The following is a 17,611-nucleotide window of genomic DNA, read 5'->3' as shown; positions in this document are numbered from 1 at the left end:
CTTTCGTGTAAAACTAATCATAAATACTTGATAGATCATAAAGCGTGCCGGTTGAACCGCCAGGTCCACCCATTCCACCAGTCATTCCTTCAGGAGCAGTACCAGTACCTGATGGTTTCTTAGAGGGCTTCTTCATCTTCTTACTTGAAGTACCAGATGGTGGCGTACCGCCTTGAGCTCCGTTCGGTGCACTACCAGATCCGGAACCTGATGGCGGTGTACCACCTTGAGCTCCACTTGGCGCTGTACCTGAACCAGATCCTGATGGTGGCGTCCCACCCATTTCATTTGTGGATGCAGAACTAACCTTGGTACTTGTTGTAATTGATGAAGTTGCCGAAGTATTACTGCTTAACTTAACTTTCTTAGCATGCTTCTTGATCCAGTTAACAATTGCGGTATTGCTTCCACCGGTTTTACCACCTGAATAGTAATATTTAACTTTTCCTTCTTTAACTAACTTCTTAAATTGTTTTAGTGTAATAGCCTTATCAGTACCATTGAATCCACCAATAGACATAACCGCTTTACCAGTTGAAATAATATAAGGTGCAGCGGTACTTGAGTCATCTGTAGCAAATAAGTATTCAGCATTGCCTTGATGCTTCTCCAAGTACTTAAGCAATGTAGAATCAGTTGAACCACCTAACCCTCCGGCATTGGTGCCCATTCCACCGCCACCAGATGTTAATAATGATGGTCCAGCAGTTGGAATCTGAGCTGATTCACCAGCAAGCGTTGGTGTTAATGACCAAAAGCTTGGTGCTAACATTATCAAAATAACGGCAGATATTGGGATCATATGCTTGCTCTTCAAACTCAATGAGATCCAAGGTAGTACGAATAACGGAATAGATATCAGAACTCCTAATCCTAACAATACCCAAGCCAAGATTGAATAATACTGTGCAACGTACCAAGCTTGAAGTGCTGCGGTTGATAATATTGCTACTGGCAATAACATTGACCACAGTGATTTTTGTTTCCACTGTTTGATCATTGTATAGATACCAACACCGCCTAAAGCAGCGATTGCCGGTGCTAGCATGATCGTGTAATAAGGATGGAAGAAACTGGCAACTGAGAAGAATCCATAAACTGGAACTAACCAACCAGCCCAGAGCCATAATTCCTTACGTTGTGGTGTTAATGACCACCACTTTTTCATCTTTGAACCACGGAAATAGAAGTAACTGGAAATTAATCCCAAGATAGACATTATTAGAAGCCAACTTATTTGTGGTCCTAAATCAAGTCCAAATAATCTAAATGGTCCGACTGTACCAATACTGAAAGCTCCACCTCCAGCACCAGCCGTGCCGCCTTTATTACTTCCACCTGGTCCACCTTGGCCTCCTTTTTGCATTCCTTTACCATTTGGTGGTGTTCCGCTAGGTTTCTTAGATGATGAACTAGAACCTGCTGACCCACTTGGCTTCGCAGGTGGGTTATTTGATGATGAGCTCGAAGACTTCTTAGAAGATGTACCATTTGGTGGCGTCATACTCTTTGAGCTCTTTTTAGAACTCGAACCCATACCGGGGAATGCTCCACCTGTACCAGTTGTCTGTCCCAATAATCTTTGGGTACCGTTATACCCAAAGGCAAGTTCCAAGGCAGAATTAGTCTCCGATCCACCTTCATAGGGGCGACTTGACGAATTCGTCATATCAACTGACAATGGCCAGATCAATGTGAATACCGCTAAGAAAACTGTGGCTATTCCTAAATGTGCCAGTTTCTTTTTCCAACCAATATTTGTAGCTATCCAATAGTAGAAATACAATGCTGGTAAAATCATAAAGGCTTGCAGCATTTTAACATTGAAAGCTATTCCCATTAATGAGAATCCAATCCATAAATATCTCTGTTGATTCTTAAAGACAGCTTTTTGAACAAAGAATATCGATAATAACAAGAAGAAAATCAATGTTGCATCCATATTGTTTGTTCTGGAATCAGCGACTGCGATTGGTGTCAGCGTCATAATTAATGCTGCTAATCTCGCTGGAATTTTGCCAAAACGTTTGTGGATCAAGTTGTACATAAGATATACCGAACCGATTCCGAATAGAATCGATGGTAAAACTACACTCCAACCGTGAACTCCAAATATCTTGGCACTAATTGCCATAAACCAAAGTGCCACTGGTGGCTTATCAACAGTAATGAATCCTGCTGGATCAAAACTGGCATACCAGAAATTTTTAAAACTCTTAGTCATACTGACTATGGCAGCGGTATAGAAACTATTAGCTTCCCCTGCTTCCCAAATATTCCATGTGTATAAGAAGGCCGCTAAAATTAAAATAGCAATCAACCAGTAATCATATTTGATTAACCTGATTTTTGTCCAAAGACTTACCTTTTTATTTTGTGTGGTGCGTGTTGGCTCGTTTTGCATCATTTATCAAACTCCAATCCCTTAAAAGGCAATATTGATTAGAAAACAAATGAAGAAGTAAACGAGGACCGATAAGAAAATGGGACTAAACTTTCTAAGTTTATTTTTCATCTGCTTAACATCCTTTCTTGACGATGTGAACAGATTATCCATGCTAACTTAAATTAAGCTTAAAGTTAAAAAAATGCTTTATAATAAACGTATTGATTAAAGAGTATCTTCGTATAAATAACTAGGATACACAGCTGAGGAGAAAGTTTATGCAAAATAATATTAAGATTCTTGTTGTTGAGGATGATGAGAATTTAGCAAACAATATTGCATCGTTTCTATCCGACTTTGCGGAAGTTGATATTGAGAATGATGGATTAAGTGGTAAATTTGCAGCAACTGAAGATGTTCATGATTTGATAATTCTTGATTTGATGCTTCCAGGAATGAATGGATATGATATTCTAAAAAATATTCGTGCAGATAAAATAACTACTCCAGTATTGATTTTGACTGCCAAAGCAGAATTAGATGATAAGGTACATGGATTCGATCTAGGTGCTGACGACTACTTAACTAAGCCATTCCATCGTGAAGAACTACAGGCTAGGGTGAAAGCACTACTGAAAAGAAGTGGCGTTATGGCCGATGATTCAATCTTAAAGATCAATAGCATTGAAGTAAATTTGAATAATCATGAAGTGTCTGCGGACGATCAAGTCATCTCACTGAATGGAAAAGAATACGACTTATTAGTTTATTTATTACAGAATAAAAATACTATTTTGACTAAAGACCAAATTTTCGAGCGCATCTGGGGCTTTGATTCAGATACATCTATTACGGTTGTTGAAGTATATATGAGTAATCTGCGCAAAAAATTACGTCCATCAAACAATGATTACTTGATCAAAACTATTAGAAACGTTGGGTACATTGTCCAAGATGAAGGCTAAAACTAAGCAGAACAAAATCACTCGCAGACAGCAGCTTCAACTTTTCATATCAATCATGGCAACTTTTGCCATCCTCTTCTTAACTTTGGGAATAATTATTTTTAATCTCTTCCAAACTTCCACATATAGAAGTATTGATTCTGACATTAAAGCTCAAGTTGCATCAATTAAAAAACAACCCAATATGCAAGCAAATACTCAAAATGGTCCGCAAGGTCCTGGTAGTTCTAGAATGAACGACAAAAACAAACAACCTGAACCCCGGGCTCCCTTCCAAGCCTCAATATTGGTTTTTGATGATAACGGCAAGTTATTGAACAAATTAAGTTTGGGAAACCGGTACTCAGTTTTAAAGAACATCAAACTGAATAAGAGGAACCTCAATCAGAAACAAACTATTGCTGTAAAAAAAATGAACTTTCGTGCCCTACTGATCAAAGTATCAAAATCAAATAATAACCCCATGTATGCCGGTCATTATGTTTTGATCATGCAAAATATTGATACCCAAATTCAGGCTACTGAAAACTTCCAAAGAATATTAATTATTACTTTCTTTATTTTTTGGGTCATTGCTTTGATCCTGTCATACGTCTTAACTCGTATCAGTATGTTCCCAATCATTAGGTCGTGGAAACAACAGAGTGAATTCGTTAACGATGCTGCACATGAATTACGTACACCACTGACGATTATTCAAGGTAAGCTGGAATACATGCTGACGAAGCCACATCAGACTATCATTGATGAAGCTGAATCAATATCCGTCTCACTCGATGAGGTCAGCCGACTGAATTCACTAACAAACAATCTATTAGTATTGGCACGTTCTGATCAGGCGACAACTAAGATGGATTATCAATTGACTACACCTGAATATTTCTTAAAAGATCCAATCATGCCGTTCAAAGAAATCATTAATTCGCAGTCTAAAGTATTCCAAGTTAACTTAAACCACAAAAACGATATCAAATTAAATGTCGACCGCGACAAAATCAAACAAGTTCTGATCATTCTTCTGGATAATGCTACAAAGTACACTCCTGAAAATGGAACCATTCGTATCTATGACCATATCGAAGGATCAAAATATCAGATTATTGTTTCTGATACCGGAATTGGGATTAGTGATCCTGATAAAAAGAAAATCTTTGGTCGCTTCTATCGTGTCGATAAATCTCGGAACAAAAATAGTGGTGGACACGGATTAGGTCTCGCAATCGCTCACCAAATTATTAATACACATCATGGTAAAATATTTGTACGTGATAATTTACCTACCGGTAGTGAATTCATTTTTGAATTACCTATCAAGCATTAAATTTATAAATCAAAAGAGCTTGGATAATGACTCCAAGCTCTTTTTTATATGCCATAAGTAATAAGATAAATAATTATTTAAATATAGAGCACTCAAAAACTTCGATGAATAAATTGTATTTTTTGGATTGTGAAAAATGTAAGCGTATGCTAATCTGATTGAACAAATAAAGCAACGGAGGATGACCCCCGCTATGATAATAAAAAGTATGATATCCCTTGTCCTAATACTGTTATTAGGACTATCCACCTTATTCACCAATATTATATACAGCTACGCCACTACTACTACTGAAACAAAAGCAGAATTCACAAGTATCAAAGAAACTGATAATGGATTTACGGGGACAATCAAGTACAACCTGAAATCTGAAACAGAAGTTCTCTCAATCAATAGTTCCGATATTTCAAAATTTGATTTGGATATTTTAAAAAAGCAACTTGGTAATAAGAACGTAACTTTGCAAAAGAATCAAAATAACATCTTACTTAATTTGAAAGAACATGTAGACAAAAGTCTCAACGGTGAATTCGATTTCAAAATTAACAAAATAGATTCAATAACAATTTCAATTACAGATTCCAAAAATAACTTTTTAGCATCTAAGAAACTAGATGTTGAGGCTAAACTTCCTACTATGGAAAGCGTCCTCACAAATAACGCAGACGAAAAAGATAAATCAAAGAATAACCTTACCGATATCAACACTGTCGACGAAACTAAAGAAAAAGCCGCCGCACAAGATGATGATCAAGACGACACAAATTGGACACAAACCTATAACCTTCGATTGAGCAGAGGTCCTACTTTAGAACATGCCAGTGGAAGCAAAGCAACCCCATTCTTATACTTCGGCGATTTCTTCTATGCTCGAAAGCAAATGCTCGTTAAAGATGCTTATCAAAAAGATACTGGCCGCGGCAAAGACGGTCGATTTGATAGTTTAACAGCACCAAACTTTGCCACGGTTGTGCAACCAGAAGGCGATAATGAAGAACTTAATACCATTGACGACGGTGAAAAAGGCGACAATGACGTCGGTAAAGAATTCATTACAAAAGGACGACATATTTACACGCACAACAATGGTGACGGTCAACATAAAGATAACGTTACCGGCTCTAAAGGAACATTTGTAACTACTGATCTACATAACTACAATCACGTTACCGACCACAAAACTATGCCATCAATGATGGGACCAGATCACCTAGGTTCAACGGTCGCAATGCTTACAATTCCGAAATTATTTTATAAATTAGATCCTCAAACTGGCTTTGAACAACAAAAGCTTATTTTCCAACAACAGTATGTCGCTGGAAAAATCAAATATAAGTTAGAAATGACCATAATAATCAAGTTCAATCGTTCTGGAGAAATGGTTACTGAAGTTAGTTATAAGAATATTGGAGATAAAGAGTTCAAAAACTTCATTGGCTTCGTGTTCCACAACATCGCTTTCAACCGTGATTACGTTCAAGAATACGATAAAGACAAGAAAATATATCACGGTGGCTACGTTCCCCTGAGATCCCTTGGTAACAACCGTGGCATGTATGCTCAATCTGACAGTGTCCATGCAAGAGTCAACTTCCACATGAATCTTGACAATGAACCAGAGGCATGGGCAGCACGGACAACTACTGATTCAAGTCATCAATTCAAAGGCTATACCTCATCTGGTGGGATATTGTCACTTGTATTCACTGGTATACTGCAAGCAAAATTTACTGGTAATCCGTGGAAGCATCATATGAACGACCGTTACAATCACACCCCGTGGTATCAACCGGGAAACTTACCAAAGGGAATGTTCAACTCGTTTAGAACTTATGAGGATCCTGGTGACAAGGGTCACGATCCTGGCGCTGGTAAGAAATTGGGCAGAATCTATGGCAAAAAGGATTTTGGAGCCTATATTGATGAAAATACCTACTTGTGGGATGCCGGAGTAACCATGCGTACTGAACCAACAACTCTTGAGGTGGATGATAGTAAAACAATCCGATATTCTCGAACTTTCGATATCATGGATGAAAAATTTGCTCCAGTAATTATCCTTGATCAAAATGGTACTAAAGATAAACCAGACAATATTGAGGCTGGACAGACTGATTACAAATTAACAGGAAGCTGGTACGACTTCGACAGTGAATCTGGCGACCTATTCTGGACAATGGATGATGAGAATCCTGATAAAAAGAAGAAAAAAATCAACACTTATTCTCAAAATGACAAAGACAAAACATCTGGGGTTCCCCATGATTGGAATGAAACCATTTCAATTCAAAAATATAAACCAGGATTACATACAGTTAATGTTTGGATGGTTGATTCAGAAGGAAACAAATCTATTGTCCAAACTACAACTATAAATATTGCCAAAGCACCTACCAATGAACCACAAATAATCATTGCTAATCCATATTCAACAGAAGCATCCCCTTTTGCTCCAAATGGTGACACTATTAATTTAAAGGGATACTGGACCGATCTTAACAGTCCAACTATTAAAGAAATATCCTATAGTATCGACGATAATCCCGAAAATATCATAACCACCAATTTAAGCAATCCCAATCTTGGAAAAGAAGTCAATTGGGAAATACCTCAAGTTAACATTTCCCATTTAACTGACCTGAAACTTCATAAAATAATAGTAAATATTTACGACGACGATGGGCTTAATGGCTCAGATATACTCTACTTCCAACGAAAAGAAGGAACCTGTAGATTGACTGCTCCAACTGAAATAGATTTCGGCAAACACTTTTTAGATGGAAAAAACACTTCTAAAATACATCCACAGTTTGAAAATAAATTAGAAGTTGACGATTATCGTGCCAATACTGGTAAACCAATGAAACTTACGCTGCACATCAACAAATTCATAAATTCCGAATACGAACAAATGAAACTTAACCATTGTGTTTATTGGGAAGGCCAACAATGTGCAACAAATGATCTACCAATTGGTGTCAGCAACAATCCAAAAGATGGCACTTGGTTAACCAAAACTGATTTTACTGACCTTATAAAACAAAAATTATCCCTCGTATTTCAATTCGATGGATTACCCAAAGCCGGTGAATTTAACAGTAAGTGGGATTGGATTCTAACTGATGCACCATAAATTCATTTGATTATCTTGTTTGTTTACCCACCTCGATTAATGAATAATGATATTATTTATACATAATCATTAATTGGAGGTTTGTTTCATGGACAAACACATTATTAAAGCTTACTGGGACAAGTTCTTGGAGAACAAGAGCCCCCGTGAGGACTACCCCATCGGGGACATTACAATTTTTGGCAGCGATCCCCAAACTCTGGCCGAATTAGTTGATAAAGGAATCAAAACGGCTACGACTTCATCGTATGATCTATACACTGAGACAGAATATATGCCTACAGTTGGTGATTACAATATTATTCTTGATGCAAATGAATTACCTGTTTGTATCACCAAAACACTTGTGACTGAAGTTGTACCTTTTAATTTGGTCAGCGCAGAACACGCCTATCATGAAGGCGAAGGAGACCGAAGTTTGAAATATTGGCGTGAAATTCATGAAGATTTCTTCACCAAAGAATATGCGGAAGCTGGCAAAAAGTTCACCGAAGACATGCCTTGCCTATGCGAAGTATTTGAAAAAGTCTATGACGAAGTTAACGGAGATATATAATCCCACCCAGCCGATAATTCTCTTATCACTCAAAACCCCGTATGTACACAAAATTATCAGTGGTGAACAAATCGAAGAACATCGTAAAAGATTCTTGCATAGTGCCTGTCAAGCAATTGTCTACTCATCTGGTAAAGACAAAGCTATAGAGCTGTTTATAAACCTGGGAACTCCAGTTATAGTTGAAGATGGATATAAAATGTCTATTATCTCCCATACAGAACTTACCAATAAAATTCCATTGGACACTATTCAAAAAGAGTTTCCAGATTTCAAAGCACCTAGGTCTTATATTTACATAGATAAACCAGACAAAGAATCGCTGCTAGAATATTTTTTGCAGCAGAACATAAAAAATGAGCAATGACATTAAAAGTCATCGCTCATTTTTTCATCCAGGATAATTCCCGTAATTATCAATCTTTTGCTCTAGTTCATTCATACGAACCGTATTGACTTCTGTAACTCGTTTGGACTTGAAATAAAGATTGTTCCCCACTTGCCAAACTTGTTCACCATTTATTGTTACTCTATTAGCCTTCCAATGTTGGATAGTCTTCCCTTTATTCATATTTACACGATTACCAGTATAAACCAACTTGTCATTCTTTAATTTGTAAACACCAATAGTACGGCTATTGCCCTTTTCTGCGGCACCAATAACAACTACCGCATTACCACCTTCATATGTTGGCAAATCTGGTGTGTAATTAGCATAATTATCGAATTTCTGTCCAAGTTCTTCCATTCTTGCGGTATCCACTACAGCTACACGGTCAGACTTAAAATATTTGTTATTAGCAATCTGCCACCAATCAGTTTTTCCCATTTTGACAGAATTTGCTCGCCAATATTGCAATTTATCGCCTTTATTCATCTTTTCAGATTTACCAGTTTTGATCATCTTGCCTTTTGCCTTTTTATAGACAGGATAGGTCTTTGAATCCTTTTTTGAAGATGCAGTGATAACAATCGTATCAGTTGCTTCAAACGTATAAGTTTTCTCAGCTGCTTGTACAACATTTGCGGAACCTAAGACAGCTGTCACTGCCAAAACCATTCCAATAATCGCCTTTTTCATAGTAGTTAACCCCTTACATTTTGTGCTAAATAAAAGTGTATCATACAGACAACAAAAAAAGCTCACTCTTACGAGTGAACCTCTTCATTTAATTCTTTTTTAGCTTTTTCAATTTGCATCTTAACTTGTTTGAATCCTGTACCACCAAGTGAATTACGTCTTTTTACTGCAACTTCTGGTTTCAATTCTTCATAGACATCTTCTTCGATCAATGGTGAGATCTGTTTGAACTCTTCCATCGAAATATCTTGAAGATTCTTGTGAGTTTCAATACCCTTTAGAACCAACTGTCCAACAATTCCATGAGCTTCTCTAAACGGAATACCCTTGGTTGCCAAATAATCAGCTAATTCAGTTGCATTAGAAAAGTCGTTTTCAGTTGCGTGATACATGTTATCTTTATGAACTTTGATAGTTGAGATCATCCCATTGAATACCTTCAGAGCTGGCAAGAGAGTTTTGACGGTATCAAAGGTACCCTCTTTATCTTCTTGTAAGTCCTTGTTGTATGCCAATGGCAATGACTTCATTGTCGACAATAGTCCCAGTAAATGTCCATAAACACGACCACTCTTACCTCTGATAAGTTCGGCCATATCAGGATTCTTTTTCTGTGGCATAATCGAACTACCAGTAGTATATTTGTCGCTCAATTCCAAATAATTGAATTCGTAGCTGACCCACATACTGATTTCTTCACAGAATCTTGACAGATGCATCATTAGAATTGAAGCATTGCTCAAGAATTCGAGTGCAAAATCACGATCAGAAACAGCATCTAATGAATTGACATAGATATCACCAAAACCAAGTTCCTTGGCAGTGAATTCACGATCAATTGGGAATGTCGTCCCGGCAAGAGCTGCTGCGCCAAGTGGAGAAATATCGGCGTGCTTCATGTTAAACTCAAATCTCTCTACGTCACGCTTCAACATTGAGTAATAAGCCATTAAATAATGACCATACGAAATTGGTTGAGCATGTTGCAAGTGAGTATATCCAGGCATGATGGTTTCGACATTATCCTCAGCCAAGGTTACCAAAGTTTTTTGAATAGTTTTGATCTCTTCAATAATCTTTGGTAGGCGATTCTTGACATAAAGATGAAAATCAGTCGCAACTTGATCATTCCGTGAACGACCAGTATGTAATTTACCGGCGACTGGACCTATTTTGTCAGTCAAAATACTTTCGATATTCATATGAATATCTTCATTTTCAACTGTGAATTCGAGATGATCTGCATGCAGATCATCTCGCAATTCTTCCAAGCCAGCAATTATCTGGTCACAATCAGACGCACTCAATATTTCTGTCTTCTTGAGCATCTTAACGTGTGCTAATGAACCTTCGATATCTTCATCAGCCATGAGTTGGTCAAAATTGATTGAAGCTCCGAATTCATCGACCCAAGCATCTGCTTGAGCTTGAAAACGTCCACCCCAAAGTTTTTGTGTACTCATTATTGCACCTCGTTGGTGTTTTCTTTCTCATTCTTTTGCGCAACTTGAGCTGCGACTTGAGTTGAAAGACCCCAAAGCTTGATGAATCCTTTAGCTGCTTCTTGATCAAATGAATCAGAAGATGTATATGTAGCAAGATTCAAATCATATAATGAGTTAGGTGACTTACGTCCTTGAATCCATGTGTTACCTTTGAACAACTTCATCTTGATGACACCGTTAACAGTCTTTTGACTTTCATCAAGGAATGCTAGAAGTGACTTCATCAATGGTGAGAACCACAAACCATTGTAGATAAGTTCTGTTAATTCTTTTTCGATAACTGGTTTGAAGTGACCTAAGCCGCCTTCAAGAGTTAAGTCTTCAAGTTCTTTATGAGCCTTCATCAAGACTTCAGCACCTGGTGTTTCGTAAACTTCACGAGACTTGATACCAACTAGACGATTTTCGATATGATCGATACGTCCGATACCATTTTCACCAGCAACTGTGTTCAATTCTTTGATAATATCAGCAAATTTCATTTCGATACCATCAAGTGCAACGGGAATACCTTTTTCAAAAGTAATTTCAACACTTGTTGGTGTATCTGGTGTATCTTCAATCGGCTTAGTAATTCCAAAGGCGTCTTCTGGTGCTTCTGCCCATGGATCTTCAAGAACTCCACATTCATTAGCACGACCCCAGATATTAGCATCGATTGAATATGGTGAATCTAGATTAATAGGAACCGGAATATTGTGTTCCTTAGCATAATCGATTTCTTCTTCACGTGACCAGTGCCAGTCACGAACAGGACTCAATACTTCTAGGTCGGGGGCTAGAGCATGAATCGAAACTTCAAAACGTACTTGATCGTTTCCTTTTCCTGTACATCCGTGAGCAATTGCATCGGCATTTTCTTCTTTTGCTACTTCTACTAATTTTTTACTAATCAATGGTCGGGAGAGAGCGGAGAGTAGCGGGTAAATACCTTCGTAGAGAGTATGTCCTTGCAACGCAACAAGTGCATAATCTTCTGCGAATTCGTCAATTGCATCAATAGCGATGGCCTTTACGGCACCAGCATTAATGGCTTTTTCTTTAATAAATTCAACATCCTTGCCTTCACCAACATTAATACAGCAAGCGATGACGTCATATCCTTTGTTCTTTAGCCACGGAATGGCTACTGATGTATCCAAACCTCCTGAATAAGCTAATACTACTTTCTTGTTCTCTGTCATAATACGTTCTCCTCCGATTAGAAAAAAATTAATTTTGTGTAATTTAATTTAACACCGTTCTTATATTATTACAACCCTATATTTGTGAAATACATTATGTAAACCTTTTCATTGTTGTTTTACAGTATTACAAACTTTTTCAAAAAGATATTTATGGAAAGAAAAAGAAAATTAGAAATAAATTAATAATTCCTATTGCAATTTGAATTTTCCCTGTTTATAATTAGCACCAATAAATCAAACAAACGTTGAGGAAAAAAGTAGAAATCTCAATTACGCACAGTGAGCCACGTTTAATGGGAAGTGGTCGTTAAGAGAATTTTGAAAATCATTTCTGAGTTCGATGTCGATATGTAGGTCATCGTGGTTGCCACCAATATTTGGCTAGCGGATCAATCTAGTCCGCGATTCGAGTGAGTAGTTTTTTTAAACTACTCAAAAAGGTGGTACCGTTCTAATATTAGAGCCCTTTTCCCAGTTGGGAAGAGGGCTCTTTTTTTATACAAACAACAAACGTTTAAATTTTGAGGTGGTGGAGATTATGGATTCTGATATTAGTGGCATTACACAGATTAGTCATATAACAAATATTACGCAAAATTCTAGGGGGAACCTTTATGCAAAACGATTTATTAGAACCAGAATCACACAAAAATAACTTTTTACAATTACTAGTTGTCAGTTCACTTATCTTCGGGATGTTCTTTGGGTCAGGTAACTTGATCTTCCCTGTCCATTTAGGTCAGATGGCCGGAAACAATTGGTTTTCCGCCGCAATTGGATTTGCTGTTTCAGGATCATTATTTCCACTATTAGCAATCCTAGCTGTCGTTATCACAAAGAGTGATGGCTTATATGATTTGGCAAAACCTGTCGGTAGACATTACGCAGCATTATTTCTTGTCTTAGTTCATTTGACGATTGGACCTTTCTTCGGCACTCCACGTACCGCTGCAACAGCTTTTGAAATGGCCGCAAAACCATTTTTACCAGCTCAATATAATCAATTAAGTATGTTCGTCTTCACTGCTGCATTCTTCGGACTAGCATACGCATTAAGCATTCACCAAAACAGATTAGTCAAATATGTTGGTAAATATTTAAATACTATCTTCTTGGCATTATTAGCAGTTATCTTCGTAGTAGCATTCGTTAACCCAATGGGCGGATTGAATCACATGCCTACCACCGCTTATCAAACAACAGCTACTGTCAGTGGTATGTTGGAAGGATACAACACAGTCGACGCTGTTGCTTTACTTGCTCTATCAGTTACTTTCGTCCGTTCGGTCAAGGGTCTTGGATACAAAGATAGACAACTATCATCTCTAACAGCCAAAGCTGGTACAATGGCCATCACACTTGAGGTATTCGTATACTTAGGCTTAGTTCTTCTTGGTGCCTTTAGCTTGAACAAAATGAAGTTATCCGCTAATGGTGGTGACGCCTTATCCGCTATCGTCAGTGATTACTTCGGTAACTTCGGTGCGGCATTACTTGGTGTTCTAGTTACACTTGGTGTTTTCACTACGGCTCTTGGATTAGTTGCATCATTTGCACAAGACTTCCATAAACTATTCCCCAGAGTTAGCTACCTCGCATGGTTACGTACAACCTGTATCGTTTCATTCGTAGTCGCAAACGCCGGACTAGATACTATCATCAGCTATTCATTGCCAGTCTTGATGCTTCTTTATCCACTATCACTAGCCTTGATCTTAGTATCACTAACAGTTCACAACAAACCATACGCAGGTGTTGTCTACAAAATGACAATTGCTTTCACTGTATTACCTGCCGTTCTTGATATGTTCAACGCTGCTCCTGCCGTATTCCAAGTGGGATTTGTCAGAACAGCATTGAATGTTTATCATCAATATCTACCATTCGCAAGCCTTGGACTTGGTTGGGTAACTCCTACATTATTAGGATTCGTACTTGGTCTTGTTCTTGGCAAAATGGGCGTCTTTGTTTCAAATAACGAAGCAGTCCCAGAGGAATCAAAATATTAATAGATAGCAAAAAAAGAAGCCAACCAGCTTCTTTTTTTTGCATATCATTCATCGTCAAATGTCTGGAAACTAACTAATTGATCAGTTGAAATCTGCTGATATAATTCGTTCCCTAATTCACGACTATATTTGTTATTGGTCACTTGCGACTGCACGAAGTTATGTTCATGTTGAAATACTTGTACGAGTATTTCGTTTTGAGCATCTTGTGATGAACGACTTCCCGATAAACGACGATGACGTTGATCAAATACACGACGGACAATTCCAGTTTCAACCTCATTTTTATCAGTCATTTGTTCTGCTAAGAACTTGGTTGCAGCTTTGTACGGCGTAGCTTCTATTTCACGAATACGCCCCCACATTTTACGATTGGTTTCAACTAACTCATCACGGGTTTTATTACGATTCTGTACAATACTTCTTTTGATTGCTTTACGGTGAGCTCTAGCTTTACTACTCATAGACAATCTAGTCATAACCCTAAATTTGAAAATCAATAATATCTGTTTCGTGAAACCATTTGAATTTTGTAATACCGTTTGACGCATGAACTTTGAATAAAGTTCATACTCAGAATTAGTTATCTCACCATTTTGCAACATTTTTTCAACGACTAAACGTTCAATTTCAAACGTTTTATCTAATAATCGAGCCAAAGCAGCCTTATCAGGACGCCCTTCAATTACACGCTGACCCTCAATAATTCGAATAACTTCTCCACCTTCAGGTGAATCTCCAAAGTCTGCTTGAACCATTTTGACCGCATTACGAACCATATCCGATTTGGCCTCAGTAAGCTCATCCTCACCTACAGCAGACACTTTTTTCGGTAACATGAATGGCAATACTATTGTCGGTACAATCAAACTAATCAAAATAACCATTGCCGCAACGAAGATTATGTCATTACGATAAGTAAATGCATGTCCCCCTAGTGTCAAGGGTAGTGAAAACGACATTGCTAGTGTGATGGTTCCGTGGACTCCACTCAAAGCCATAACAAGACTGTTCATAATCTTATCATGCATTGTCCATGCTCGAATCTCCGCAAAATCAAATTGTGTCCATAAAAATCTTAATAATGTCATTACAAGATAAAGTAGAACAGCCAATCCAACTAAAGTTGCAACTGATCCAGTATCTCTGTTATGAAGATTCTTAATAACAGATGGCAATGACAATCCCAGCAAGACAAATACAGTCCCGTTTAAGACACTAGCGACTATAGACCAAGTGGTACTCATAACTATTTGTAATCTGGAAGTTGTTAATCTCAATCTGTTCTGTTGTAGTCCGTGGATCAATCCAGTGGCAACAACTGCTAAAATACCTGAAACACCGATTGATTCAGCCACAAAATATACGGCAAATGGTGTTAAAAGTGTATACGGAACAATCACTGATGGCGTATCGACTCGCATATTTATCAACATAATACGGACTGCAACAATGCAATATCCCATAATTAGTCCAACAATAATTCCACCAACAAACACATATAGGAAGCTCTCGATTCCACTTGCTATCGAGAATTTGCCTGTAACTAAAGTTGCGATTGCTAAGTTAAAAGCCACGATACCAGAAGCATCATTAAATAATGATTCATTCTCAAGTGTATTCATAGCTTCTTTAGGTACCATTACTTTACTAGTAATAGACGAAACCGCCACAGCATCAGTTGGTGTAATAATGGCACCCAATGCTAGTGCTAAGGCTAGTGAGAACTGTGGTATCAAAATATGCGTGACAGTTCCTACTATTAGAATAGTAATTATTGCTAACACCACTGATAGTGATAACGTGGTTCCCATTTGATGCATTAGTTTCCTAATATTTGTATTCTGACCATCGTTGAACATCAAAACCGCAATTATTCCAAATAAAAACAATTCAGGTTCTAATTCAAAATGCTTATACAATGGTACAAATGACAAGACTAATCCTGCAGCAATTTGTAAAAAGGCTACCGGAACTAGATCAAATCGGGTATAAATTGCGTTAGCTGCAACAACAGCCACAACTATTAGTAGAACTAGAAAAATAGTTTCCAAATAAATTACCTCTCCCTGATAATTTTTGACTGTCTAATTCTAACGCAATCAATCTAAAGTTAAAACAAAAAAGAAGATAAGCCGAGGCTAATCTTCTTTTTGACTATCTTTATCTACTGATTCAGAGATTTTCTTCAAATACATGATCATTTCATCAGTTTTTGCATCATCTTCAGCTTCTTCTTCCTCGTCTTCAGTCTTACGAGCATTGATAACAGTGTTCATTGCTTTAACTAGGAAGAAGACAACTATCGCAATAATTAAAAAGTTAATAATTGATTCCAAAAAAGCTCCATACTTGAACGTTGCATCCCCAACCTCAAGCTTAAGATTACTCAAATCAATTTTACCTAAAAATAATCCAATCAAAGGATTTACCAAGTTACTTACAAGTGATTGAACAATGGCAGTGAAAGCAGCACCCATAATGACACCGACTGCCAAGTCCATTACATTGCCTCGACTGATAAAATCTTTAAATTCTTTAATCATAATCTACGACTACCCTTCTATAAATATTGTCATAATTAATTATGCTATTTTGACTGTAGTCTACACAACAAATAACACCTTCTCAAACCGAATTGTAAGACTTTTTTAAAGAAGTACAAAAAATTGGTTTTATCTGATTAACGCGGTAAGAATGGTCCCATTAATTATACTTTTAGTCTGCATTATTTAGATATTCATTATTCCCATGATAATTATCAAGATAGTCTTCATAAGAGTTTTTGATTGTATCATCAAAACAAGACATTATAATATCCATCTTGTAATCATGATTCTTTTTCAACCAATCACCAATAGTATCAAGTGCGATCCTTGCCGCATCATTTATTGGATAACCATATATACCAGTTGAAATAGCTGAGAACGTGACACTATGTAAATCATTTTCTTTTGCCAAATCCAACGAATTACGATAACAGTTAGCCAGCATAATAGAATCAGACTTCGATCCAGAATACACTGGTCCAACTGTATGAATCACATGTTTTGCTGGTAATCTGTAACCCTTTGTTATTTTTGCTTCACCAGTTTCACAGCCGTTTAGTGTTCGGCACTCATCTAGTAATTTGGGACCAGCAGCCGTGTGGATTGCTCCATCAACTCCACCACCGACCAAAAGAGTTTTGTTGGCGGCATTTACTATTGCATCGCATTTTACCATGGTTATGTCGCAGACTTTTACTTTTATTGAACTGCTTTTACCTAGTATATTCATGACATTCACCTGTTTGATTTTTAGTTAGACTGATTCAATATATTTCGTGAATTGTAAAATTAATCCGAACACCTAATCAAAAAAAAATACCCATAGTAAATGTTTTACAATGGTAGTGACTAAACAGACCATGAAAGAAGACATTTACTATGAGCATATCTACTTTAACACAGTATCACCGTGGTGCCA

Annotated in this window: 13 protein-coding genes and 1 other annotated feature; of the genes, 6 read left to right on the top strand and 7 right to left on the bottom strand. The window is 37.3% G+C overall.

The window, feature by feature from the left end; genetic code table 11:
- Window positions 1-13: 13 nt before the first annotated feature.
- Window positions 14-2,404 carry a glycosyltransferase family 39 protein gene (locus tag EKM66_RS01235; RefSeq protein ID WP_125761298.1) on the bottom strand — a complete coding sequence of 797 codons (2,391 nt, stop codon included), beginning with the start codon at window positions 2,402-2,404 and terminating at the stop codon, window positions 14-16.
- A gap of 260 nt (window positions 2,405-2,664) precedes the next feature.
- Here EKM66_RS01235 and EKM66_RS01230 point away from each other — a divergent pair, with 260 nt between their 5' ends.
- The 5 genes from EKM66_RS01230 (at window position 2,665) to EKM66_RS01210 (ending at window position 8,728) form a co-directional block, all read left to right on the top strand.
- Entirely contained in the window at window positions 2,665-3,351 is a 687-nt protein-coding gene (locus EKM66_RS01230; protein WP_125760874.1) for a response regulator transcription factor, read from the top strand.
- The gene (locus EKM66_RS01225; protein WP_125760872.1) at window positions 3,341-4,672 is read left to right on the top strand and encodes a sensor histidine kinase; all 1,332 of its coding nucleotides are present in this window, start codon (window positions 3,341-3,343) and stop codon (window positions 4,670-4,672) included. The genes EKM66_RS01230 and EKM66_RS01225 overlap by 11 nt, the downstream gene beginning before the upstream one ends.
- A 193-nt stretch (window positions 4,673-4,865) precedes the next feature.
- Window positions 4,866-7,805 carry a hypothetical protein gene (locus EKM66_RS01220; protein ID WP_125760870.1) on the top strand — a complete coding sequence of 980 codons (2,940 nt, stop codon included), beginning with the start codon at window positions 4,866-4,868 and terminating at the stop codon, window positions 7,803-7,805.
- Window positions 7,806-7,893: 88 nt separating this feature from the next.
- Window positions 7,894-8,361, top strand: a complete 468-nt coding sequence (locus EKM66_RS01215) for an ASCH domain-containing protein (protein WP_125760868.1) — start codon at window positions 7,894-7,896, stop codon at window positions 8,359-8,361.
- Window positions 8,336-8,728: a hypothetical protein gene (locus tag EKM66_RS01210; RefSeq protein ID WP_125760866.1), complete on the top strand. Its 393-nt coding sequence runs from the start codon at window positions 8,336-8,338 to the stop codon at window positions 8,726-8,728. Before EKM66_RS01215 ends, EKM66_RS01210 begins: the two co-directional genes overlap by 26 nt.
- A gap of 24 nt (window positions 8,729-8,752) precedes the next feature.
- Here EKM66_RS01210 and EKM66_RS01205 read toward each other — a convergent pair whose 3' ends face one another.
- The 3 genes from EKM66_RS01205 to EKM66_RS01195 form a co-directional block, all read right to left on the bottom strand.
- Entirely contained in the window at window positions 8,753-9,442 is a 690-nt protein-coding gene (locus EKM66_RS01205; protein ID WP_125760863.1) for a hypothetical protein, read from the bottom strand.
- 68 nt (window positions 9,443-9,510) lie between these two features.
- On the bottom strand, window positions 9,511-10,905 hold the full coding sequence (gene argH / locus EKM66_RS01200; RefSeq protein ID WP_125760861.1) for an argininosuccinate lyase: 1,395 nt from the start codon (window positions 10,903-10,905) through the stop codon (window positions 9,511-9,513).
- A complete protein-coding gene (locus EKM66_RS01195; RefSeq protein WP_125760859.1) occupies window positions 10,905-12,131 on the bottom strand; it encodes an argininosuccinate synthase in 1,227 nt (408 codons plus the stop codon). Before EKM66_RS01195 ends, argH begins: the two co-directional genes overlap by 1 nt.
- A 239-nt stretch (window positions 12,132-12,370) precedes the next feature.
- Window positions 12,371-12,605 (top strand) — a binding site (T-box leader).
- 143 nt (window positions 12,606-12,748) lie between these two features.
- On the opposite strand from EKM66_RS01195, the gene brnQ reads away from it, so the two are divergent.
- Entirely contained in the window at window positions 12,749-14,143 is a 1,395-nt protein-coding gene (brnQ, locus tag EKM66_RS01190; RefSeq protein ID WP_125760857.1) for a branched-chain amino acid transport system II carrier protein, read from the top strand.
- Window positions 14,144-14,187: 44 nt separating this feature from the next.
- On the opposite strand, the gene EKM66_RS01185 is transcribed toward brnQ, so the two are convergent.
- The 3 genes from EKM66_RS01185 to EKM66_RS01175 form a co-directional block, all read right to left on the bottom strand.
- A complete protein-coding gene (locus EKM66_RS01185) occupies window positions 14,188-16,197 on the bottom strand; it encodes a cation:proton antiporter (protein WP_125760855.1) in 2,010 nt (669 codons plus the stop codon).
- An 87-nt stretch (window positions 16,198-16,284) separates the two neighbouring features.
- Window positions 16,285-16,689 carry a large-conductance mechanosensitive channel protein MscL gene (gene mscL / locus EKM66_RS01180; protein ID WP_125760853.1) on the bottom strand — a complete coding sequence of 135 codons (405 nt, stop codon included), beginning with the start codon at window positions 16,687-16,689 and terminating at the stop codon, window positions 16,285-16,287.
- A 172-nt stretch (window positions 16,690-16,861) separates the two neighbouring features.
- Window positions 16,862-17,422, bottom strand: coding sequence for an O-acetyl-ADP-ribose deacetylase (locus EKM66_RS01175; RefSeq protein ID WP_125760851.1), 561 nt, complete (start codon window positions 17,420-17,422; stop codon window positions 16,862-16,864).
- Window positions 17,423-17,611 lie beyond the last annotated feature (189 nt).

It is taken from the genome of Companilactobacillus hulinensis, assembly GCF_003946555.1.
Lineage (GTDB): Bacteria > Bacillota > Bacilli > Lactobacillales > Lactobacillaceae > Companilactobacillus > Companilactobacillus hulinensis.
This window is presented reverse-complemented; position numbering and strand designations above follow the sequence as displayed.